Source organism: Chitinophaga polysaccharea (assembly GCF_007829335.1).
Taxonomy (GTDB): Bacteria; Bacteroidota; Bacteroidia; order Chitinophagales; family Chitinophagaceae; genus Chitinophaga; species Chitinophaga polysaccharea_B.
Genome location: NZ_VIWO01000002.1, coordinates 634,506 through 657,007, shown reverse-complemented (window position 1 = coordinate 657,007; position 22,502 = coordinate 634,506). Strand labels below are relative to the sequence as shown.

Here is a 22,502-nt window from a genome sequence, read left to right as displayed (position 1 = left end):
GATGGGCGGTTCGCTGTTTATTCAGCGCGTAAACTATTCACAGGGTTATTCAAAGCTGCTTTTACTGCCTGGGCACTAACAATCAAAGCGGCTATCAACAGGGAGCCTGTGCCGGCCATAATAAAGATCCAGGCGTTGAGCGGCACACGGTAGGCAAAATCCTGCAACCAGCTTTTCATGGCCCACCAGGCCAGCGGGAACGCAATGGCCGCGGCAATGATGACAAGCCGCAGGAAGTCGGTCGACATCAACCGCACAATACCACTGATACTGGCGCCCAGTACTTTCCGGATACCAATTTCCTTGGTACGCTGTTCTATGGCAAAAGAGGCCAATCCAAACAATCCCAGCGAGGCAATTACAATAGCCAGCACGGAGAATATCATAAACAGCTCGCCCAGCCGCTGTTCTGCCAGGTACTGCTTGTTATAATCTTCATCCAGGAAGAAGTAACTGAATAGAGCACCTGGTATCAAACTATGCCAGGTCTTTTCAATGCCCGCGATGGTAGCAGCGGCGTTGTGCGTATTCATTTTTACGCTGATATAGGCCAGCGACCAGGGCCTGTAAAATATGGCCATGGGCGTTACACCATGCTGCAACGAGCTAAAATGAAAATCTTTATATACCCCGCATATTCTTCCCCAACCCCAGTCAAACTCCTGTCCCAGCGCCTCTTCGGGCTTCTTCCATCCAAAGAAGGGGAGTGCGGATTCATTGATCATAATATCCGGGTGCCCGGTGGTATCCACCACCATGTTGCACAGGCGCCCCGCCAATAATTTAATATCATAAGTACGGAAAAATTGGTCATCGGCAGTCAGTAAACGGGTATCCGTTTTTTTGGTATGGTCGTTTTTCAATTGCAACAGGTTGTTGCCGAAATCCCGGCCTGGTATACTACTGGAAACACTTACCGATAATACATCTGCCTGTCTACGCAGTTTTTCTGCCAGCGCCGGCAGTAGTTGCCTGGCTTCATTTCCGGCGGTAGGGATCACCAATACTTGCGACTGGTTAAAGCCAAGGTCCTGATGTTTCATAAACTGCAGTTGCTTGTACACCACGATGGTGGCAATGATGAGCAGTATGGATATGGCGAATTGGGTGACCACCAGCGAGTTCCTGAGTACATTGGTTTTTCGCTGCCAGGCATAACGCTGTATAATCCGCGATGGGCTGAACCCAGAAAGTACAATGGCAGGATAAATACCCGATAACAAGCCGATTAGCAGGCTAATACCCAGCCCGGCGCTAATAATACCCGGCGCCAGCAGGGTATCAAGTGTAAAATTCTTATCGGCAACATGGTTGAAGGCGGGTAACAATAACAGCATTAGTAACAAGGAGGCAATGAATGCCAGGCTGCTCATCATGCAGGACTCCAGCATAAACTGGAAGATCAGTTGCGCACGCTGTGCACCAATTACTTTCCGTACACCTACTTCTTTAGCCCGGGTAGTGGCCCTTGCAGTAGCGAGGTTCACAAAGTTGATCCCGGCTATCAACAGGATAAACAAGGCAATGAAAGAAAGAATACGTATGTAAAGCGCATCCCCGTTTTTACTGAGCTCATAACGTAAATTGGAGTGCAGATGGATGGATGCCAGTGGTTGCATGAAATGCGTGTATACCTGCCCGTTAGCTTTAATTTCATCGCCTACGTACTTATCAGCAATAAACCGGATCTGTGGTTCAAAAGCTGCCATGGATACGTTGGGTTTCAGCCTCAAGAAAGTCTGCACCATCGTGCCATGCCAATTATCCGTATTCTGTTGGAACCATTGCTGGTGCGCTACCGAAACGGTAGAAATAATAAAGTCGGGCCGGAAGTAAGTGTTGAACGGGATATCTTTCAACACACCCGTCACCCTGTAATGGGTACCATTGACATCGAGCGATTGGTTTAGCCAGTTACTCGCGTTGCTTTGATGTCCGAAATATTTGGTGGCTTTGTCTGCGGTCAATAAAATGCCATCTGCATCGTTGAGCGCGGTGTGGCTATCGCCCGCCAGGAGTGGGTAGGGGAGTACGTCGAAGAAGGAACTGTCGGCAAAAAAAATGGCTTGTTCCGGAATTTGTTTTTGGAGAGAAGTACTTACCACCCCGTTGTTGCCATAATTAAATACCCGTACCGTATTGTTTACCTGCGGATATTCCATCAGCGCCCTGGCCAGGTTACCGGAGGTAGCTGCAAACCGGATATTGTCGTTCGTTTGCGTTTTTACATCCATTCCCATCCTGTACACCTGCTCCTGTTGCGGTATCCAGCGGTCGTAACTATATTCATCCCGCACATAGATAGCAATGAAAAAACAGGCGGTCAACCCAAGCGTCAAACCAACAAGGTTTAATAAACTGTGGGTAATGTTTTTGCGAAAATTTCTGAACGCAATTTTTAATTGACTTCTGATCATGGCAGTACAACTTGTGAAAACAGGTAGGCGAAGGAAGTGCCAGGCTTGGATAACTTGATTATCAATAGGTAATATACCCTATATATCTTTCAGGTTGTCCGTTTTTACGACGGGGTGTTCATTTCTGAACATATCAGGTGCCCGGTTTTTTTACCGGTTATGTAATTGATGCCCGCCATTTATAAACAGAAAGGTAAATTTATCTATCACAAAAATTTTCTTCGTATTAGTCTATTGATTTGGTGGACTAAAAACTTGTTGGTACTTTTAACCTTGATAAAAAATCTAAAGATCGCTTAACGCAACCCGAATCAATATAAACAGTTTATTTTAAAATTGGCCTTAAACATCGGTGAGCAAACGCTTTACCAGCTGCGGCTACGGCAACAGCCCGCAGAGGCCCCAAAATGTTACCTATGGACTCTTTTTACTATCAGTCTTTCCCAGGGAGATGGAAGCACTTACTGTTGCTCGTTACTTTATTGGCTCCCTTATTCCTGCTGGCGCAGGAAAAACGTACAGGCGTTACCGGTATCGTCCGCAATGAACGGCAGGATGGTATTCCCGGCGTATCTGTGACGATAAAAAATGAAACCAATGGCGGCATTGCCTCTACGCAAACCAATGCCAGCGGCGTATTTCGCTTTCCTGCCCTGGCAGCTGGCGGCCCTTACACCATACAATTCAGTTCTATTGGCTACGAGCCTACGCTGCAAAGCGGCATTACATTAACAGCAGGCGCCACGCAGCAACTGGCGATTGTGCTGAAAGAATCTACCTCCTCGCTTAACCAGGTGGTAGTAGTGGGGTATGGCGTACAACGTCGCAAAGAAATCACCGGTGCGGTAGCCTCTGTACGTTCAGCCGACCTGAAAGACCAGCCGGTAACTACCTTCGAGCAAGCCATTGCCGGCAAGGTAGCCGGCGTACAGGTGCTACAGAATACCGGCGCGCCCGGAGGCAGCATGAGCGTACGTATCCGCGGACTCAACTCCATCTCTGCCGGCATCGACCCACTCTATGTAATAGATGGGATGCCGCTTTCCAACGATCTTAAAAACCTGCAAGGCGCCACAGATGTTGTAAACATTGCCGGGCAGGCCTCTTTCCAGAAATCGCCGGATCCGCTCAGCACCCTGAACAGCGATGATATTGCCACTATCGATATCCTGAAAGACGCATCTTCCGCCGCTATCTACGGCTCCCGCGCATCTAACGGCGTGGTATTAATTACCACGAAGAAAGGAAAGCCGGTTGGTCCGCCGGCATTCGGCTATAGCATGTACGCAGGCTTTCAGCAGGTAAGTAAGAAAATAAAATTGATGGATGCCTACGAGTGGGCCAAATACAGCTACGACGCTAAAAATAACGCTTATCTCGACTTCAGGCCCTCCGGTAAAATCACCGACGACAATGCTACCCGCGGCAGTTCCAACTATCAGATTGCGCCGGAAACACTGCCTTACCTGGCAGGGCAGCAGGGGTTGGTGAATACAGACTGGCAGGATGCCCTGTTCAGAACCGCGCCTATTCAAAACCATACCTTGTCGGCTTCCGGCGGCAGTGACAAATTCCAGTACTATATCTCCGGTAATTATCTTGATCAAACAGGGATCATCCTGGGATCGGGGTATAAAAGATATGGTGTACGGGCCAATCTCACCGCCGACCTCACATCACGTGTAAGGGTGGGCGTTAGTATCAACCCAACATTTGATCACTACGACCTGATCAACAGCGAAGGGCCCTGGACATTTGACGGGGTGCTGAGCAATGCCCTGAAGGCTGCTCCCATTTTCCCGGTATATAACGCGGATGGCTCACTGGCCACCAATCGTCAGAATATATGGGCGTTTGGCTATTCTGGAGGAGAAAACCCGGTCGCACTCGCCACCCGGATCAAGGATAAAATGGACCATATCCGCAACCTGGGAAGCGCCTGTGGAGAATATGAAATTGTCAAGGGGTTGAAGTTTAAAACGTTCTTTGGCGCTGATATTAATTATTTCAGCCGCAACTATTTCAGGCCTTCTACCCTGGGTACCTATAAGCCTATACAACAAGGTGCGCCCACTATTCCCAAGGGATCAGCGCAAACAGCTTTGTCTACCAACTGGCTCTGGGAAAACACGCTGACCTACCAGTTCAGCATACACGATAAACATAAGTTCGATGTACTGGCCGGTTATACCTCTCAGAGGAACGTGACTAAAGCCAGTGAAACTGATGGTACTGGCTTTCCTAACGATGCCGTACAAACGCTGAATGCAGCTACAATTACCAGCGGTACTTCCACGGAATCACAATGGTCGCTGGTGTCTTACCTGGGCAGGGTTAACTATAACTACGACGATAAATACTTTGTATCGGCCAGCATCCGTAGCGATGGATCTTCCCGCTTCGGGGCCAACAATAAATGGGGCTATTTCCCGGCTGTTTCCGGCGGCTGGTTGATCAGCAATGAGTCCTTCTTTAAAGTAAAACCAATTTCTGAGTTAAAAGCAAGGTTGAGCTACGGTACTTCTGGTAACTTCCAGATTGCCAACTATGCGGCTTACGACCTGTTATCATCCAACGGATATGTGCTGGGACCAGGTACGGGCAATGCCGTGAATGGAGCGGGACTATCACAGCCTGCCAACCCCGATCTGACCTGGGAAAAAACGCTGCAACTGAATGCTGGTCTGGATATTGGCCTGTTTACCAACAGAATTTACCTCAGCGCCGACTACTATCGCGCTACTACTTCCAACTTGCTATTGAATGTCCCGGTAGCCCTTAGTTCAGGATTCGGTACCGCCTTGAAAAATATCGGCAAGGTGCGTAACAGCGGAGTGGAATTTGGATTGAATACCCGCAATCTCACGGGCGCCTTCATATGGAATACGAGCTTTAATATCGCTGCCAACAAAAATGAAGTACTGCAACTGGGCGCCAACAACGCTCCCATCATCTCCGATGGTGGCAACGGTACTATCTCCCAGTTATATATCACCAAAGTAGGAGCGCCGATAGGCAGCTATTATGGTTATATCAACGGAGGCGTATTTAAAAACCAGGCGGAAATTGATGCCTATCCCCATTACAGCAGCACAAAGCCGGGAGATCGTAAGTTTATAGATTTTAATAACGATAAGAAAATTGATGCGAGCGACAGAACCGATATGGGCAGCTACTTTCCCAAGTTTATCTGGGGCCTCAGCAATGAATTCCGTTATAAGGGATTTGACCTGAATATCGCCCTGCAGGCGGTACATGGCAACAAAATTATGAACCTGCAACGTCGCTTCCTCTATAACAGCGAAGGTAATGCCAACCAGATGGTAGAAGAGCTGGGGTATTGGAAATCGCCTGCCGATCCGGGGGATGGCAACACCATGCGTCCTAATCGCGTAGCTACGGGGAATAGCACACAGCCCAGCTCCTTCTTTGTAGAAGACGGTTCGTATGTGCGTTTACGTAATTTAACTATTGGTTACAGTTTTAATCAACGCCTGTTGCGTAACAAAGTACAGCAGTTGCGGGTATATCTCTCCGGGCAGAATATCTATACCTGGACCAAATACACCGGTTATAACCCGGAAGTGAACGCCCGGCCCGACAGTCCGCTGTCGCAAGGGGAGGACTATGGTACCTATCCTTTGCCGAAAACATTTACCGCAGGTATCAATCTTTTATTCTAAAAACAGGAGTATATGAAGTTAAATATCACTATAGCAATAGCAGGCTTGTCGCTGGTAACGATTATATCTTCCTGCAGCAAAGATTTTATTAACCGGCCCCCGGTATCCAATCAAACTACCGCTACCTTTTTCAAAACAGCCAGTGATTTTCAGCAGGGGGTGAATGGTATTTACGATGGGTTGCAAAGTACGCGCACCTACGGTAAATCCAGTTATTACCTGATGGAGGTAAGAAGCGATAACACCGATATCCTGGACCGTGGCGCATTGGCAGGAGTGGCCTCTCAGATCGATCTTTTTGGAGAAACCACTACCAATCCTTTTCTCACAGATGTATATGCCGGTTCGTATATTGTCATTTCACGGGCCAACTCCGTGCTGGACCAGGTAGATGCTGCCGCCATACCCGATTCGTCTAAAAAGCAGTTCAAGGGAGAAGCCTTGTTCCTGCGGGCGTTTGTATATTTCGACTTGGTTCGCTTGTATGGCAAAGTACCCCTGGTAATCAAAACGGAAACTACCTCAGAAGCGCAGAACGACAAGCGGAATGACGTAACGGAAGTGTATGCCCAGATAGAAAAAGACCTGCAACAGGCAGCCATTTTGCTGCCTGCCGTGTATACCAACCCCAATGACTATGGCCGCGTAACCGCGGGCAGCGCCAATGGTTTGCTGGGTAAGGTATACGTTACAGAAAAGAAGTGGCAGGCTGCTGCTAATGTCCTGAAAAACGTAAATGGCTATACGTTGTTGCCCGATTATGCAGCGCTGTTTACACCTGCCAATGCCGTGAACAGCGAAGTGTTGTTTACCATCCGTTTTAAAAAAGGATTGAGTCCGTCTGAAGGGAATACATTTTTTTCAGACATGGTGCCTTTTTCCTTCTTTTACAATGGTGTGGCTTATGGAGGCTCTAACAATAACCGTCCCACACACGATATCGTAGCGGCGTATGAGCCGGGTGATCTGCGTTTTGCGGCTTCTCTCGATACGGTGTCTTATAGCAATGCTACTACTAAACAGTCGGGCAACTATGTAAAGAAATTCCTGGATCCGCCCGGCGCTACCGGCGACGGTGGTAGCAGTTTCCCCCTATTACGTTATGCCGACATCCTATTGCTGCAGGCAGAGGCGCTGAATGAGCAGGCTTATAGTGCAGCCACCGGTGCCGGTACAGCTTTCGGTTACCTCAACCAGGTGCGGCAAAGAGCCGGGCTTAAAGCCAGAACGGCTGCTGACCTGCCCGATCAGGCCAGTTTCCGTGATGCGGTATTTGCAGAGAGAAGGATAGAACTGGCTTTTGAAAACAACCGCTGGTTCGATCTGATCAGGTATAGCAAGGGACTGGCCATTATGCAGGCGCACCTGAAAAATGAGTACAACCTCACTGCGCCGGTGCTCACGCCTTCCCGGTTATTATTCTATATTCCTCAAAGCGAAATAGATATTCACAACGATCCCACCAATTTCCCGCAGAATCCTTGACGGCAGGTGGTTTGAAATAAATCGTGCAGTATGACACGATTGGTTTTTTATTGCTGGCAGCATGGTATATGCTCCCGGTACGGGCGCAGCATGCCCGGGATTCTATATGGGTAGGGCAATTATCCTTGTGCTGAAGTGATCAGAGTCTTTTAAAATGGATTTCGAGCCGCATGTGCCGGCGGTTGTTACGATAGTCTTCGTCATCTTCCCGCACCAGGATCATCTGTTTGGGATTGAGGGTATGAATTTTAAAAGTGACGGCATCGCCGGTCGATTCCAGCAAAGTTAATTCCTTTGAATCGGGATAGAGGATATAGGATTCGTATCGTTGGCCTCCATCGTCCAGGTGGCCGTCCTCTTTAAAATCCATCACGTCAATCTCGCTAAAACTGCTGTCGGTTTTCTCGAACGTTTTCTTTCCGTTTTCACTGCCGCTCATGACAGATTTCACGGGTAGCCATTTGCCGATAATTCTGCCATTGCTCTGGCCGGGAGGAACGTTGCTGCAACTGATATGGACGATGGCGAGAAGTAGAAGAGTATAAATACGATTCATAAATTGTATCTTTAGTGTCATCAAATGTAATGCCCGTGAAACGCGATTATGCTATTGGATGGATGATATTCATAGCGGTATATGTGCTCTCTGTTCCGTTGTTTTGTAGTGTTTACCACGCAAAAATACAAAGATCGCGGGTATAAACAGGAATGGAAATTGTAAAGCGCGGAAGTAGCATTGTTTTATCCGTAAAAAGTTGGTTATGGGAGATAATATTGCGACGCCGTTTCTACCGGCACAGTATGTGGGAGAAGCCACTAGTACTTCCGAAAGCAAAGATTTATTAAATGAAGAGACAGCCTCAGCCTTTTTTAAAACGGCGGTACTGCGCCTGGCAGATATTAATAACTGGGAATCGCTGAGTGGTAGCATGTCGTCAGGCTTTCAGCTTACCGATCTGGCCGGAAAGCTTGTATCAGGGCTGGCGGAAACGGGCATGTATATACGCATTGATATTCCGGGGCCGGGTACCCACGCAGGGAAGGGGTTTGACTGGGTGAAAATTGAGCAGAAGGAACATATCATGTTGAATGAGCACCAGGAAGTATTCTTTATCCGTGCCAGGCCTTCTGAGCACCCCATACAAAAAAGCGCGGGGATCGCACATTTCCTGCGTAAAGAAGCCAGCAGTTCTTTTGTATTGGTAAGGAATGGTGCTACCGTTACTGCGGCGGTATATGGTCGTAATGAGGTGCCCAATACCCAGAGCCCCGATTTGGGCGACCGGATCAGGAACGCAGTAGTGGGTTCTACCGGCGCTATCGGCATTTCAAAGCTCCAATGGAAAGCACTGGTAAAGGGCTTGCTGGTATAAGCCTATTGTTGTTGTTCCCTTTCAAAAAAGCTCTGCACTTTTATATTGGCTTCTACTTCTTCGATGGCCTTCATGAGGTTATGGGGAGTGTTTGTGAGTGACGCCAGGGCAGCCGACATCTTTTTCCACACCGGCTGCATTTGGATTACCAGGTCCTTCCCTTTATCTGTAAGCAGGATGAGCCGTTTCCGCTCGTCGGTCTTGTCTTTTTTAGAGCGGACCAGCTTTTGCTTTTCCAGTTCTTTTAGTAAGCTGATGGTAGATGGATGAGAATAGCCTATTTCTGCGGCTATTTCTACTACGCTCAATACCGGCTTTTGGTGGAGGGTATACACCACCGGGAACCACTTCGGCTCAAAATCAATCCCATGGGCCTTGTAAATCAATTGCCCCTCTTTGCGCAGCTGGTCGCTGAGTCGCTGCAGCCGCGTGGCAATTGCCAATATGCCGGATGCTTCAATTAAATTGCTCATTAGCCTTCATTATCCAGGTGTAAGTGATAGAATACGTTATCCGCAGGCATCACCGGAAAATACGAAGGTAAATCCGTTTTAGGAATCCTTTTGAAATGATTGCGCTCATAGAAACGCATGGCGGCTTCCAGTTTATTGACGGTGCCGAGGTAAAGGTCCTGTATGCCCTGTTGGCGGCTATGCGCTATAAGGCATTCCAGCAAGTGTTGGGCAATGCCCGGCTCTTTCCCCCGGAACTCTTTTTTCACAAACATCTTGCGGATAGCCCCGGCCTGGTGACCAATGGCAATAAGCGCAATGGTGCCTACCAGCGCTTCTCCCTGTATGGCTCCCCAGAATCCGCCGCCGGTACGATGATAGCAGGTGTCAATATCCAGCAGGTCCGGCTGGTCTTCCAGGGTAACGGGGATGTTAAACTCCTGCTGCTGAATAGGCAGGATAAGCTCAATGGCCCGCTGGCTGAAGCGATTGTCGATCATCCTGATGATGGGTGCTGTACTCATGTTTCCGTAATTATAGTATAAAACTACGTAGTTGACTACATATATCAAAATTTATTTTAGCCTTTCATAAAACAATTGGTCATCAGGCAGGGGAGAACAGGGGTATCAACGGATACCCTTCTCATCATTTAAGGGAGTATATTTCTTAGTGGTTTTTATTTTCCCAGTGCGGTGGGTAACCCATCGAGACTGAAGCGGTTCTTTTCGGCTTTATAGCGCTCCAGTCCCTCGGGGCCTTTGCTGGCAGCCCATTTAGCGGCATGGTCCCTTTCTCCGGTGTAGGTATACAGCGGTACGCCAAAACCACAGGAGGTTTGCACTTTATGAATGTCGGCCACAATAATTTGCCGGGTAGCCGGCAGCAGGGAAAAATGGGCCGACAGTTCCAGCCATTCCGGGGCGCCGGGTAATACCGTATAGCCGTGGCCGTATAAACGCAGTATATTGGGAGGACCATCAAAGGCACAAAACATAAAAGTGATGCGGCCATTTTCTACCAGGTGGGCGGAGGTTTCATTGCCGCTGCCTACAATATCCAGGTAAGCCACCCGGGAAGGCGACAATACCCGGAAGCTGTCCAGTCCCTTAGGCGATTGATTTATATGCCCTTCCTGGCTGAGCGGTGCAGTGGCAACAAAAAACATTTTCTGGGCGGAAATGAATGCCTGGTGCTGCGGATTGATATCATCAAAGAATTTTCCCATAGCGGTGGAGATTACGATAATTAAAGATACAAATTTTTAGCCCCCGCCATCGCCCGGAAAGCCGTACATTTGATACCGTATAAAGCACAAACGAAGCACTGTCCGTTATTTTCCGGCAGGAAAAATATGTTACATGAGGACGATCCAATTATTAGCGGTGCTTTTCCTCCTGGCTTCCTGTAAAGGCAAATGGGAAAAGACACAACCATCGGTAGGAAAAATCACGGAATCGGTATACGCTTCCGGTATCATCAAAGCCCGGCGCCAATACCAGGTGTTTTCAAGGGTAAATGGACTGATCGTCAGCATTCCTGTCACCGAAGGAGATACCGTCAGGAAAGGCGCCCCGATCATCATCATCCGCAATGAAACCGCAAAGCTCAATACCGAAAACGCTGCCATCGCGGCCGACTACAACTCGGTAAAAGCCAACGCCGATAAATTAAATGAACTCCGCGTAAATATAGACCTGGCCCGTATAAAGCTCAACAATGACTCCCTCACCCTGAGCCGCCAGCGCAGGCTATGGGAACAACGCATAGGCAGCCAGCAGCAACTGGAACAGGCGGAGCTGGCCTATAAAAATTCCGTGACGGCCTATGATGTAGCCATATTCAAATACAACGACCTGCAAAAGCAACTTAATTTCGCCGCGAAGCAGTCGGGAAAAAACCTGGAAATCAGCCATACCCAGAACGATGATTATATCGTCAGAAGCGATATTGACGGGAAGGTATACAGCATCGCCCCAAAAAATGGAGAAATGGTGACTACCCAAAGCCCCATTGCAGTGATTGGCGACGCCGGGAATTATTACCTGGAGCTACAAGCCGACGAATATGATATTGCCCGCATCCGCCTGGGACAAAAAGTGTATGTAACGCTGGATAGCTACCGGGGAAAAGTATTTGAGGCCGTAGTAGAAAAGATCTACCCGATGATGAACGAAAAATCCAGGTCCTTTACTGTAGATGCACACTTCACCACGGCGCCACCAGTAGTATATCCCAATCTCACCCTCGAGGCCAATATCGAAATACAAACGAAAGAACATGCGTTAACCATCCCCCGAAATTATTTACTGGGGGAAGATGAAGTAATGCTGGAAAATAAAGAAAGGAAGAAAGTGGTAACGGGCGTGAAAGATTACCAGCAGGTTGAAATTGTGAGCGGGCTCACCGCCAACGATGTGATCATTAAGCCGGCGCCATGAACTACAGATTAATTGTCAATATCGCCATTTCATTGCTGAAAGCCCGCTGGCGGCAAACACTGGTGGCTGCCATCGGCGTTACCTTCAGCATCACCATGTTTATTGCGCTGCTCAGTTTCATGACCGGGCTCAATGGCCTGCTCGATGGCCTGATTCTCAACCGGACGCCGCATGTGCGCATCTACAACGACACCAAACCCACCAAACGTCAGCCGGTGACACTGGCGCCCGAAAATAAGTCTGCGCATAACTTTATTCACTCCGTTAAATCGGCCAGCGGACGCCTGGAAATATACAATAGCGCCGCCATCCTCGATCTGTTGCATCACGATGGCCGTGTACTGGGCGTAGCGCCTAAAATTGTGGCCCCCGTTTTTTTTAATGCCGGCACTATCGATATCACCGGCGTAGTGAATGGTATCGATGTACAGGCGGAGAGCAGCCTGTTTCACTTCAACGACTATATCGTAGCCGGAAATGCCATTGACCTGAAAAATGTACCCAACAGCATCATTTTAGGAAAAGGGGTAGCGGAAAAGCTACTGGCAGAATTGGGAGATGTGGTACAGGTAACTACTTCCCAGGGAGAAACGATGCCCTTGAAAGTAGTGGGTTATTTTCAGTCAGGGCTACAGGACTTTGACAAAGTACAATGCTATACTTCTATCAATACGGCCCAGAAATTATTAGGCAAGCCCAATAATTATCTCACCGATATACAGATAAAACTGCATGACCTGAATGGGGCGCCGGCTGTGGCCAGGGAATATGGGGGCCTGTTCCAGGCCGATACGGAGGATATCCAAACCGCTAACTCGCAGTTTGAAACCGGGAGCTTTATTCGTACCCTGATTTCTTACTCGGTAGGTATTACGCTGTTGATTGTGGCCGGCTTCGGGATTTACAATATCCTGAACATGATGATCTACGAAAAGATGGATGCGATTGCCATCATGAAGGCGACGGGCTTCTCCGGCGCCGATGTAAACCGGATCTTTATCGTAATTGCCCTGAGCATAGGACTGGCAGGAGGATCTGTAGGATTGATAATGGGGTATATCTTATCAGTGGTGATCAATCATATTCCGTTTAAAACGGCTGCATTGCCCACTATATCAACGTTTCCGGTGAATTATAACCCGGTATTTTATGTGATAGCAACGGTATTTTCATTGGTCACTACCTACCTGGCAGGATTCTTTCCCGCAAGAAAGGCCAGCAAGGTGGATCCGGTGGTGATTATAAGAGGTAAATAAGATGAGCGAAGTAATTTTACAGGCAACACATATCAAGAAATACTTTCACGACCCGGTAACGGTACCGGTGCTGAACGATCTTAGCTTGTCTGTGAACAAGGGAGAATTTGTATCAGTAGTGGGTAAGTCGGGATGTGGCAAATCCACGCTACTCTATGTACTTTCTACAATGGATACCGATTATGAAGGAGAGCTGTGGATAGAACAGGAGCTCGTAACAGGTCAGAAAGAGAAGCAGCTGGCGCGTATACGCAATGAAAAAATCGGTTTCGTATTCCAGTTTCACTACCTGCTCAATGAATTTAGCGTACTAAAGAATGTGATGCTGCCGGGACTTAAACTCAATAAATATTCCGCCGAAGAAATAGAACACCGGGCCATGGAACGGCTTAAAATGCTGTATATCGACGACCTGGCACTAAAAGGCGCTAACCAGTTATCGGGCGGACAAAAACAGCGGGTGGCGATAGCCCGTGCCCTGATCAACGATCCCGCTATCATCATGGGAGATGAACCTACCGGTAACCTGGACAAGAAAAACGGGCAGATTGTATTCGATATTTTTAAAGAACTGGCCACCCAATATCACCAAACGCTGTTGGTCGTTACACATGACACGGAGTTTGCTCAAAATACTAATCGTATCATCGAAATGGAAGATGGAAAGGTGATCCGCCAGTAGCTGCTATAGCAGTTTTTTTGCCGCATCTTCCCAGTTCAGTATCCGCTCATAGCCTTCTATATGTACGTTGTGGTGACCATGATAGAGATACGCCTTCCCTTTGAAAAAGGTAAAGTTACGGATCAGGTCATCGATCATGATGTCTGTTTGTACAATAGATTTATCGCCGCAAAGACAGAATTGTTTCCAGGTGAGGAAAGGGAAATGTTCTTGTAGCCAGTCGTATTTGTCCCGCAAGGAATCGGGAAACTCCATGGCAGCAGATACGATATAGAGCTTATATTTCTGGTTAAGTTCTTTCAGTACTTCCTTCGCATCAGGGAAGACATCCAGGTCGCGGAAGAAGCCTGGCGTATTCAGGTATTCCTTGATCTTGTCTTTGTGTTCAGGCGGTACTGCTTCGGTAAATGTTTTGCCGTGTAATTCTTCAGGGGTAAAGGTTTTTCCGTAATCCCTGTAATACCATTCCCTGGCTTTTTTGATAGGATCGGCAATGGTTTCGTCCATGTCTATGGCAATAGATAGCTGCATCGTTTCCAGATTTATGGAGCTAATATAATAAAAGAAGCAGAAAGCTTTAAGCTTTCTGCTTCTCTACAATCGCTTCAACATAATTTTCCGGTATTCTACTTTCATTGGTGGGCCTACATGTACCTGTACACCCAGCAGTCCTTTGGCTTTGCCGTTTACTTTATCGTTGTCGGTCACATCGCTCATCAATACGCCGTTGATGTAATGCTGAAGGCGGTTGCCCTTTATAACAAGGTGACAGCTGTTCCAGTCTTCATGTTTGATAAGGGTTTGCAGCGAATCGCTGCTGCCCAGGGAGCCAGTCACAATAGCGGCGGTCCAGGCATTATTTTTTATGCCCTCCGCTAAAGAAACGGTCGGCTTGGGGATCGTGGTAACCTGTCCGCGATAGGCCAGGGTAGTACGTCCGCGTTCTTCATAGTTTTGCCCGGTATACCGGTTAGCGCCGTCTATATCCGCCTGGTAGCCTTTGAGGGCATGAGACACATTGTCGACCCATACGCTGCGGTAGTTGATGCCGCTGTTGCCGCCGCCGGTAATCCGGAATTCGCAGGTTAGCTCGAAGTTAGCTGGCTGCCCACCTTTCCAGACCAGGAAGGTATTGGTTTTGAGCAGGGTTTGCGGAGTTACTTCTCCTACGAGGCAGCCGTTTTCAGCCCGCCAGTGGATGGAGTCGCCGTCCCAGCCCTTTAATGTTTTGCCATCGAAGATGGAAACAAAGCCGCTGTCGTTGCCCATGCTGTGGCCGGTTTGACAGCTGCTGGCGGAGGTCAGCAGCACTGCTGCGGCCAATGGCATAAACAATGCGCTGTATCTTTTCAGCATAGTTGATATTTTAAGTGTTTGTTTTTCGTATCTCCTTTTGAGATATGTTTCGTTTACCCGGTATTGTTAGTTACGCCGCATGGGTGTCTTTCCATATACCGGTAGCGGCAGAATCAAGTACGGCCTGGCAGACTTTCTGTGTTTCAAATGCTTCGAGGAAGGTGGGTGAGCAGGAGCTGCCATCTTCCAGGCTTTTAAGAAAGTCGGCCACCTGGTGAACAAAAGAATGTTCGTAGCCGATGCCCAGTCCGGGCACCCACCATTTATCCATATAAGGCTGATCTCCATCTGTTACATGGATAGATCTCCATCCTTTCAGCGTAGAGGCGTCGGCGTTATCGAAGAATTCCAGGCGGTTCAGGTCATGCAGATCCCAGCGGATAGAGGCATGTTCACCATTGATTTCAAATGTATATAAAGCTTTATGTCCGCGTGCGTAACGTGTTGATTCAAATAGCCCTAAAGAACCGTTGCTGAAGCGGCACATGAAGGTGCACGCATCATCGATATTTACTTTTTCTACCTTGCCGGTAAGCTGGTGCATGCGTTCTTTGACGAAGGTTTCTGTCATGGCCGACACAGTAGAGATGCTGCCATTGAGCCACAAGGCAGTGTCGATGCAATGGGAGAGCAGGTCGCCCAGTACACCCGACCCGGCTACATCTGCGTCCATGCGCCAAAGCCCTTCACCACCCTGGGGTAGATTGGCGTTGATGGTCCAATCTTGTAAAAAGTTGGCGCGGTAGTGAAAGATGCGCCCTAGCTTGCCCGAGTCGATGATCTGTTTGGCCAGCGTTACGGCGGGCAACCGGCGATAGTTATACCATACGGTGTTGGGTACTTTCGCTTTTTCTATCGCGGCTACCATATCGGCCGATTCCCGGAGGGTACGGGCCAGCGGCTTCTCACAAAGGATCATTTTACCGGCGGCAGCTGCGGCGATGGCAATTTCTGCATGCTTATCATTGGGAGTACAGATATCAACTGCATCGATATCATCCCGGGCAATGAGTGCTTTCCAGTCTGTTTCCACCGACTCATAGCCCCATTGTTCGGCGAAGGCCCTGGCCTTACTTTCGGTACGGGAGCATACAGCTTTCAGTACCGGCTGGTAAGCCAGTTCAGGGAAGAAGTTTTTTACCCGCAGGTATCCGTTGGAATGTGTCCGGCCCATAAAACCGCATCCTATTAATCCTATCCTCAGTGCTTTCTTTGTTGTCATAGTTATCTCTCGTTAGGTAATTGAAAAGCTATTCCTGCCAGCCATGTTGCGTTCTTACAGCGATCATGGCCGCCAGTATATCATGCCAGGTTTTTGCCTGGGTCATTACGGCATTGGGAAACATGCAGCCATCCCAGCAGATATGACGAAAAGCCCTGGTCAGCTGTCCCTGTTCATCGCGCAGCCAATTGCCGGCATCCACCGGGATGTTCAGCTTGCCGTTAGGATCGGTGGCCAGGCAATGCCGGCCGGTTTTGTCGTGGGAACCGGTGCCATGAACGGTACCGTCGTTTTGTGCGACGTGGAAATCAATGGTCCACGGGCGTAATGCCTGGGTTAACTGCCGGAGGCCGGCCGTCAGCGTTTCCCGGTCTTTCCAGTCGAAATCCGCCGGCAGGATACTGTCTTCCGGACTATTATATCCCAGTAAATACAGGAAGGTATGCGACATGTCGGCCTGGAAGCCAATATTAGGGCGATTCACCGCTTCTAAGGTATCTATCATGGCTCTCCAGCTATGCATACCTCCCCAGCAGATTTCGCCTTCTGCCGCCAGTCGTTCGCCGTAATCCGCTGCTACATCACAAGCTTCGCGGAACGTGGCGGCAATCAGTTGGGTATTGGCGGCGGGGTCTTTAGCCCAGCTTTCGGGGGAAGTAGCGGAATCAATGCGTACGATGCCATGCGGACGGATACCCAGTTCCCGCAACCGTTGACCAACGCGGCAGGCTTTACGCACCTGCTCCACAAAACGGGCCCGGTCTTCTTTGCTGCCCATGGCAGATCCTCCTGTGGGAGGCCAGATCGGCGCTACCAGGCTACCTATCTCCAATCCATAGGATGCTACTTTGTCGCGCAGCCGCTTCAGGTCATCATCACTGCTATCCACCGGTACATGCGGATCAAATAAACCGATGTCGATGCCATCGAATTTGATGCCGTCTACTTCCACGGCAGCCGTCATTTCCAGCAGTGTATCAAATGAGATGATGGGTTCAGATCCATCGCCCTTTCCTACAATACCCGGCCAGGTAGCATTGTGGAGTTTTGGAAAGTTGTTATTCTTCATCACGTGGGTGTTTAATGGGTGAGTTACAGTACCAGGTCAGGATTACCCGGACCAAAATGTTTCAGCATTACAATAGGATCGGTGGCGGAGGTGTTCACAATTTTCACCCCGGCCGTTGCTGCCGCCTCGCTAACGAAATACTCATCATGGGTCAGCTGTCCATAACGGATCAGGGAAGGCGTTTCAATATCCCATACGCCCATCTTGCCATGTCCCTGCATCATGATCATGCCATAGGCCGCGCTGTCTTTGATCACCACGGTGGCGCCGGGCGCTATGGTCAGCTCTTTGGCGCTGAAGGCGGCCGATTTATAACATACCCAATTTTCCGTATAACCTTCCCCGTTAGCTGCCAGTTTGGGCGGCATAAAACGGTTTTGAAACTGATTGGGATCTACATTCAGTTCCCAGTCAATAACATCCATAAGCGCATCATAGTCGCCGATGCTTTCCTGCGGCGTGCCATTCCAGAGCAATACTTCCGGCACAATTGCTTCGTTAACGAGCGACTGGTACATGGCAAATACGTCGGACGCTTTTTGTGGTTCGTAGGTACATAAGCTACCGGGCGCGTGTAATAATCCCGGCGGTACATCCCAGCCGGTGCCGGGCTCCAGGCGATACGCCTGGGAGTAGTTGGTAATTTTATTATCCCCTTTGGTGAAGTTCATCAGGCATTCCTTGATCTGTTCACGGCTGGTGCCTGGAGCAATACCCATGAATGTATAGGGGAAGTCGCCCCCGTGATTATTCAGCTGCGGAGGGAAATAGTAGGCTTCGGGTTTACCGGCCTGGCCTATCAGCGCCGCTTTTTCATCGTTGTGATGGATGTGATGGGGCAGTGGTCCCATATTATCGAAGAACTTGGAATACATGGGCCAGGCGCCATATTCATGCCATAACCGTTTTCCGATCAGCTGGTCTTTTAATTCGCTGATGGCATCTTTCAACAGGAACTGCCGGGTATTTTGACCATCCTGCCATACTACCATGCTTAATCCTTCATTTTCGCCGGTTAACGGGCCGTTCTTGGCCGGGGTGGTAGATGACAGCCAACGCTCATCTATGCCGCCACGTTCGCCCCCTAGCACGTAATAGTCGTCGGGGTGCAATTTAATCCTGCGGCCGGGTATACAAAACGACCGGGGTACCCAGGTAGGCGCTAAGCGAAGAATGCCTTGTCCCTGTTCAAGCGCTTTTTCAGCGAAACTTATTTTTTCCTTTGCTTCAATCATGTGTTGTGATTTAAAGATCAGTGAGAAATTGTTTTATCGTTGCTTCGGTATGCCATACCTCCAGTTCCAGTTCATACCGCCGGCTTTCGCCGGGTTCGAGGAATAATAAGGTCCCTTCCCGGCGGGCTTTGGCCTGGCCGGTAGGAGGATGGGTGCCGGGTTCCAGTCCCATCACATATTCGCCTTTACCCCAGTGCTGCCAGTTGGTAAGCACCGGCAACTGCGCTTTTTTGAAACGCAGGGATACTGCCAATGGGAGGCGGGCATTATGTACGCCACAGTTACACCAGCCCTGTGCATCTGCTTCCGGGTCGATGATAGCGGCTTCTTCTCCGCCGCCAGCGTGGCTGTCCAGCGGCGCCATTCCTTTTTTGTAGTTATGCGTATTATTGAAAATGTGATCAGGATTACCGGCCCTGGAAGTCCAGCTGCCTTTCCATAAAATATCGGCGCCTTCATCTATCAGCGGCCAGCCAAAGTTGAAGTGATACAGTAACATATGCGGTGCGGTAGTATTACCGCGGTTAATCACTTCGTCCTGTATGCGGATGCCCGCAACGCCCAGGGTACCGGAGATGGTTCGTTTCAGCCATAGCTGTTTGCCGAGTGCCTGCACCTGTGGTACAATGCCGGTAATGCTCATATCAAAATTACCGGCTACCGGGTCGGGTTGTATGATGGAAATGATTTCCGCTGGTGTATTGCTGATAGGCCCATGCAGACCACGTTCACCATATTCATCGGTTTCGGGTCCGCCTACATGCATCAGGCCACAGGTGGTCATCAATCCACCACCAAAGGTTTGGAGCCAGTCCAAACCTTTGTCTGTTAATCTTTGCGGCGGTGTCACCCCGCCGTGGCTCAACCAGGCGAGACTATGCTGTTGGTAAAAAGCATCCGCGATATCCATGGCCCGGTCCAACACCACTTTATAACGCAAGCCAGTGCCGGTATTGATCCAGGCGATACGGGCGCCCCTGCCGGGGCCATTGTCCAGTACCGCCGTTTCAATACCACCCAACTGTAAATGGTTGGATATTTTATGAAGCCATGGTTGAGATGAGGAGGTCATCCGCGCGTGATTTATTTTTTTGAAAGTTCTACCGGGTGTTTTGCAGGCAGAAAGATAGTATCAGATTTATTGCCGCCTGCTTTGAGGTAGGCAATGAGATCCCTCAATTCCTCTTCGTTCAGGCGGTTAATCAACCCCGGCAACATCACCGATACGGTAGAGGCTTTTGTGCCGGCCACCTCTTTCTTCGGCAGTTCCCGTACTTCCTGCGGCGCAAAAGGATTCTGGGAAATAACGTATTTATCTTTATCCTGGCTTACCAGCCGCCCTAATACAGAGCCGCCGTTTTTCAGAGAAAATACGGTAGCGGCATATTGGTCAGAAATGGTTTTGCTTGGATCAATGATTGCTTCGAGAATATCCCTGGTAGAAAAGCGGGTGCCAAGTTGAGTCAGATCCGGACCGGCAACGCCACCTTCTCCGCGTATACCATGGCAGGAGCTGCATAAGGCGGTGGCAAACATGGCGCGGCCCTGTTCAAAGTTGCGATTCGTTAAGCCGCTATCTACCACTTTCACCGCTTCTTCCACGGTCCAGCGCCTGCCAGGTCCTTTCGGCTGCGGGAAGCCCTGGGCCAGGTTACCATTGTTGTTGACCAGTGAATCGCCGGATACCTGGTTGAAGTGTGCATACTCACTTTTCGGAAGGTTGTCCAGCGCATTTTTCCTGGCATTATTGATAAACCCGATGAAGCTATGGCCTCCTTTAAATGTGAAGGCATGGTAGAACCACTGGAAGTATTGTTCACGTAAGGCAGGTGTCCAGCCGTTTTTAGCCTGGCTTAATACGGTAGCATACCAGGTTTGCTGTAATGGAGGCATTTTAGAAAGCATACCGGCAATATCGAGCCCATACTGCGGGTTACGCAGGATCAGGTCGGCCGATTGCATGGCAGTTTTTTGCGCAGCGGTATCATCTTTCGCTATGGCCAGCAATGCCATGGTTTTTTCTACTGACTTAGGTGCATCCAGGTACACCAATACCTTGCTTAGAGAACGGTTCAGGTCATTGTTGCTGGCGGGATACTGCGGATCGAGATAGGCAGCTACCTGTTTCGCTACTGCGGCATCAGGTTTACCCATACGCACGAACACAAGCTCAAAAGCACGGAGTAAGTCAATCTGCTGAGAGGGTGACAATTGCGCATAGTTGATGGTCATCAGTTGTGGCAGCAGTATTTTCTTTACATCTTCCTTACCCTGACGGGCCAGCGCAATGCTTCCCTGGATAAGGGTTTCAGGGTCTTTCTCCTGCAGTACTTTATTTTGCCACTGGCTAACGGGTTGATTTTCTATGGCAATCCGGGCAGCAAAACGGATAAAGCGATCGTTGTCTTTCAGGTAAGGCCAGGCAAAATCCACTGCGCCATCTTTGGGGCCGCCATGGAAGGCTTCCAGTTGTTTACGCACATTGGCGCCGGCGGTAGGTGCCGCTACCGGCAACGGATCATTGCTTTCCTTGTTGTCTTTGTAGTACACACGATACAGGTCTGATTCCAGCCTGCGTCCACCGGTGAGGAAGTACAGTGCGCCATCCGGGCCAATAACGCCATCGGTGAGGGGCAGCGGGGAACCGGACAGGAATTCCTCTGCACTGGCTTTATAGGAGGCGCCATCGGGCTGCAGCTGGATAGCATAGATGATGCCGAAGCTCCAGTCAAACGCAAACAACGATTTGCGGTACTTCTCAGGAAAACGTGCTTTACCACCGTAAATCAGGTTGGTAGGAGAGCCCTGGCCGATATTCAGCAACGGAGGCAGGTTATCCGGGTAGGCAGGCGACCACTTTTCAGTACCCGGGCGCCAGCCGTATTCACTGCCACTGGTAACATGGCAAATACGGGTGGGTCGATACCAGGGTGTTCCAAAATCCCATTCCATGTCAGAATCATAGGTGAACATATCCCCGTTATCATTGAATGTAAGATCGAATGGGTTGCGGTAACCAGAGCTGATCAGCTCCCAGTTAGCGCCGGTAGAGTCGAGATGCGCAATCCATCCGCCATGTGTATTTACCGTATTATCGTGACCGTTAGGATCCTTGATAAAAGGAAGTACGTTGTCGATATTCCAGGAAGGCGGCACTTTATAATTATTCATCTCCGGGATTTTGGTAAAGTTCCCGGCAATCACATAAATAGATTTTTTGTCCGGGGAAAGGACAATGCTGTGCGGACCATGTTCTCCTTCTCCTTCCAGCGCTTTCAGGAGTGTGATCTTGTCGAACTGGTCGTCGCCATCGGTATCCTGCAGGCGATATAAGCCACTGCCTTTATTGAAGCGGTCGTCGCTGTTGTGGTTCACCATTACGTACAAGCTGTTGAACGCATATAGCAGGCCCTGTGCATAGCCCATCGCCACTTTTTGGGTAGAGGTATCGCCGCCGATAATGAGCTTTTCAATTTTCAGTTTAGCTGAATCTTCTCCTACGGCGGGTAACTGCAGCCGGTACAGGTAGCCGTATTGATCTGATACGATCATGCGGCCCTTGTCGTCGAAGGTCATGGACACCCAGGACCCCTGCTTGTTGTCGCCCGGGCTATACAGCCGCTCTGCTTTAAAATTATCAGGTAATTTCAATGCGTCGATTTTCCGGTTGCCGGTTTCCCTGCTTTTTGACGTTGAGTCGTTTCCGTTATTACAAGCCACCGCTGTTATCACAACAGTGAAAATAAGTGCCAGTAGCCTGAATGGTTTTTTGCGTAACGTGGTCATAAATATTTACTTGAATATGTTCCTGAGTTGATACTGTCTGTATGG

General features: G+C 49.2%; 18 protein-coding genes. 6 read left to right on the top strand and 12 right to left on the bottom strand.

From position 1 onward, the window contains the following. Nucleotides 1-17: 17 nt before the first annotated feature. A complete protein-coding gene (locus FHW36_RS10645) occupies nt 18-2,417 on the bottom strand; it encodes an FtsX-like permease family protein (protein ID WP_145667040.1) in 2,400 nt (799 codons plus the stop codon). A 416-nt stretch (nt 2,418-2,833) separates the two neighbouring features. On the opposite strand from FHW36_RS10645, the gene FHW36_RS10640 reads away from it, so the two are divergent. Further along, nucleotides 2,834-6,100: a SusC/RagA family TonB-linked outer membrane protein gene (locus FHW36_RS10640; RefSeq protein ID WP_186452382.1), complete on the top strand. Its 3,267-nt coding sequence runs from the start codon at nt 2,834-2,836 to the stop codon at nt 6,098-6,100. Nucleotides 6,101-6,112: 12 nt separating this feature from the next. Continuing rightward, complete coding sequence (locus tag FHW36_RS10635; RefSeq protein ID WP_145667034.1) at nt 6,113-7,585, top strand: RagB/SusD family nutrient uptake outer membrane protein; 1,473 nt, start codon at nt 6,113-6,115, stop codon at nt 7,583-7,585. 139 nt (nt 7,586-7,724) lie between these two features. Here FHW36_RS10635 and FHW36_RS10630 read toward each other — a convergent pair whose 3' ends face one another. After that, complete coding sequence (locus tag FHW36_RS10630) at nt 7,725-8,141, bottom strand: hypothetical protein (protein ID WP_145667031.1); 417 nt, start codon at nt 8,139-8,141, stop codon at nt 7,725-7,727. A gap of 205 nt (nt 8,142-8,346) precedes the next feature. Here FHW36_RS10630 and FHW36_RS10625 point away from each other — a divergent pair, with 205 nt between their 5' ends. Continuing rightward, entirely contained in the window at nt 8,347-8,958 is a 612-nt protein-coding gene (locus tag FHW36_RS10625) for a hypothetical protein (RefSeq protein ID WP_145667027.1), read from the top strand. 2 nt (nt 8,959-8,960) lie between these two features. Here the strand turns inward: FHW36_RS10625 and FHW36_RS10620 are convergent, their stop codons facing one another. The 3 genes from FHW36_RS10620 to FHW36_RS10610 form a co-directional block, all read right to left on the bottom strand. Next, nucleotides 8,961-9,431, bottom strand: coding sequence for a MarR family winged helix-turn-helix transcriptional regulator (locus tag FHW36_RS10620; RefSeq protein WP_145667024.1), 471 nt, complete (start codon nt 9,429-9,431; stop codon nt 8,961-8,963). After that, a complete protein-coding gene (locus tag FHW36_RS10615; RefSeq protein ID WP_145667020.1) occupies nt 9,431-9,934 on the bottom strand; it encodes a GNAT family N-acetyltransferase in 504 nt (167 codons plus the stop codon). The genes FHW36_RS10620 and FHW36_RS10615 overlap by 1 nt, the downstream gene beginning before the upstream one ends. Before the next feature lie 155 nt (nt 9,935-10,089). Then, nucleotides 10,090-10,638 (bottom strand): pyridoxamine 5'-phosphate oxidase family protein, encoded by a 549-nt coding sequence (locus tag FHW36_RS10610; protein WP_145667017.1) that lies wholly within the window; start codon nt 10,636-10,638, stop codon nt 10,090-10,092. 133 nt (nt 10,639-10,771) lie between these two features. Between FHW36_RS10610 and FHW36_RS10605 the strand changes: the two genes are divergently transcribed. Genes FHW36_RS10605 through FHW36_RS10595 form a run of 3 tightly spaced genes read left to right on the top strand, consistent with a single transcriptional unit; the run spans nt 10,772 to nt 13,789 of the window. Further along, nucleotides 10,772-11,851 carry an efflux RND transporter periplasmic adaptor subunit gene (locus FHW36_RS10605; protein WP_145667014.1) on the top strand — a complete coding sequence of 360 codons (1,080 nt, stop codon included), beginning with the start codon at nt 10,772-10,774 and terminating at the stop codon, nt 11,849-11,851. Then, nucleotides 11,848-13,107, top strand: a complete 1,260-nt coding sequence (locus FHW36_RS10600; protein WP_145667011.1) for an ABC transporter permease — start codon at nt 11,848-11,850, stop codon at nt 13,105-13,107. Before FHW36_RS10605 ends, FHW36_RS10600 begins: the two co-directional genes overlap by 4 nt. 1 nt (nt 13,108) lies before the next feature. Beyond that, the gene (locus FHW36_RS10595) at nt 13,109-13,789 is read left to right on the top strand and encodes an ABC transporter ATP-binding protein (protein WP_145667008.1); all 681 of its coding nucleotides are present in this window, start codon (nt 13,109-13,111) and stop codon (nt 13,787-13,789) included. Between the two features lie 3 nt (nt 13,790-13,792). Here the strand turns inward: FHW36_RS10595 and FHW36_RS10590 are convergent, their stop codons facing one another. The 7 genes from FHW36_RS10590 to FHW36_RS10560 all read right to left on the bottom strand — a co-directional run bounded on the left by FHW36_RS10590 (nt 13,793) and on the right by FHW36_RS10560 (nt 22,457). Next, a complete protein-coding gene (locus FHW36_RS10590; protein WP_145667005.1) occupies nt 13,793-14,320 on the bottom strand; it encodes a 5' nucleotidase, NT5C type in 528 nt (175 codons plus the stop codon). Between the two features lie 63 nt (nt 14,321-14,383). Next, complete coding sequence (locus FHW36_RS10585) at nt 14,384-15,145, bottom strand: 3-keto-disaccharide hydrolase (RefSeq protein ID WP_145667002.1); 762 nt, start codon at nt 15,143-15,145, stop codon at nt 14,384-14,386. A gap of 70 nt (nt 15,146-15,215) precedes the next feature. Then, nucleotides 15,216-16,367 (bottom strand): Gfo/Idh/MocA family protein, encoded by a 1,152-nt coding sequence (locus FHW36_RS10580; protein ID WP_145666999.1) that lies wholly within the window; start codon nt 16,365-16,367, stop codon nt 15,216-15,218. A gap of 28 nt (nt 16,368-16,395) precedes the next feature. Next, entirely contained in the window at nt 16,396-17,436 is a 1,041-nt protein-coding gene (locus FHW36_RS10575; protein WP_145666997.1) for a sugar phosphate isomerase/epimerase family protein, read from the bottom strand. A 23-nt stretch (nt 17,437-17,459) separates the two neighbouring features. Continuing rightward, nucleotides 17,460-18,671, bottom strand: a complete 1,212-nt coding sequence (locus tag FHW36_RS10570) for a cupin domain-containing protein (RefSeq protein WP_145666994.1) — start codon at nt 18,669-18,671, stop codon at nt 17,460-17,462. A gap of 10 nt (nt 18,672-18,681) precedes the next feature. After that, the gene (locus tag FHW36_RS10565; protein WP_145666992.1) at nt 18,682-19,743 is read right to left on the bottom strand and encodes an aldose 1-epimerase family protein; all 1,062 of its coding nucleotides are present in this window, start codon (nt 19,741-19,743) and stop codon (nt 18,682-18,684) included. 11 nt (nt 19,744-19,754) lie between these two features. Then, complete coding sequence (locus FHW36_RS10560) at nt 19,755-22,457, bottom strand: c-type cytochrome (protein ID WP_145666989.1); 2,703 nt, start codon at nt 22,455-22,457, stop codon at nt 19,755-19,757. Nucleotides 22,458-22,502: the final 45 nt, after the last annotated feature.

Bases quoted from the DNA above. Each gene is read 5' to 3' on its own strand.
- FHW36_RS10645 (WP_145667040.1), bottom strand. From the start codon at position 2,417: ATGATCAGAAGTCAATTAAAAATTGCGTTCAGAAATTTTCGCAAAAAC.
- FHW36_RS10640 (WP_186452382.1), top strand. From the start codon at position 2,834: ATGGACTCTTTTTACTATCAGTCTTTCCCAGGGAGATGGAAGCACTTA.
- FHW36_RS10635 (WP_145667034.1), top strand. From the start codon at position 6,113: ATGAAGTTAAATATCACTATAGCAATAGCAGGCTTGTCGCTGGTAACG.
- FHW36_RS10630 (WP_145667031.1), bottom strand. From the start codon at position 8,141: ATGAATCGTATTTATACTCTTCTACTTCTCGCCATCGTCCATATCAGT.
- FHW36_RS10625 (WP_145667027.1), top strand. From the start codon at position 8,347: ATGGGAGATAATATTGCGACGCCGTTTCTACCGGCACAGTATGTGGGA.
- FHW36_RS10620 (WP_145667024.1), bottom strand. From the start codon at position 9,431: ATGAGCAATTTAATTGAAGCATCCGGCATATTGGCAATTGCCACGCGG.
- FHW36_RS10615 (WP_145667020.1), bottom strand. From the start codon at position 9,934: ATGAGTACAGCACCCATCATCAGGATGATCGACAATCGCTTCAGCCAG.
- FHW36_RS10610 (WP_145667017.1), bottom strand. From the start codon at position 10,638: ATGGGAAAATTCTTTGATGATATCAATCCGCAGCACCAGGCATTCATT.
- FHW36_RS10605 (WP_145667014.1), top strand. From the start codon at position 10,772: ATGAGGACGATCCAATTATTAGCGGTGCTTTTCCTCCTGGCTTCCTGT.
- FHW36_RS10600 (WP_145667011.1), top strand. From the start codon at position 11,848: ATGAACTACAGATTAATTGTCAATATCGCCATTTCATTGCTGAAAGCC.
- FHW36_RS10595 (WP_145667008.1), top strand. From the start codon at position 13,109: ATGAGCGAAGTAATTTTACAGGCAACACATATCAAGAAATACTTTCAC.
- FHW36_RS10590 (WP_145667005.1), bottom strand. From the start codon at position 14,320: ATGCAGCTATCTATTGCCATAGACATGGACGAAACCATTGCCGATCCT.
- FHW36_RS10585 (WP_145667002.1), bottom strand. From the start codon at position 15,145: ATGCTGAAAAGATACAGCGCATTGTTTATGCCATTGGCCGCAGCAGTG.
- FHW36_RS10580 (WP_145666999.1), bottom strand. From the start codon at position 16,367: ATGACAACAAAGAAAGCACTGAGGATAGGATTAATAGGATGCGGTTTT.
- FHW36_RS10575 (WP_145666997.1), bottom strand. From the start codon at position 17,436: ATGAAGAATAACAACTTTCCAAAACTCCACAATGCTACCTGGCCGGGT.
- FHW36_RS10570 (WP_145666994.1), bottom strand. From the start codon at position 18,671: ATGATTGAAGCAAAGGAAAAAATAAGTTTCGCTGAAAAAGCGCTTGAA.
- FHW36_RS10565 (WP_145666992.1), bottom strand. From the start codon at position 19,743: ATGACCTCCTCATCTCAACCATGGCTTCATAAAATATCCAACCATTTA.
- FHW36_RS10560 (WP_145666989.1), bottom strand. From the start codon at position 22,457: ATGACCACGTTACGCAAAAAACCATTCAGGCTACTGGCACTTATTTTC.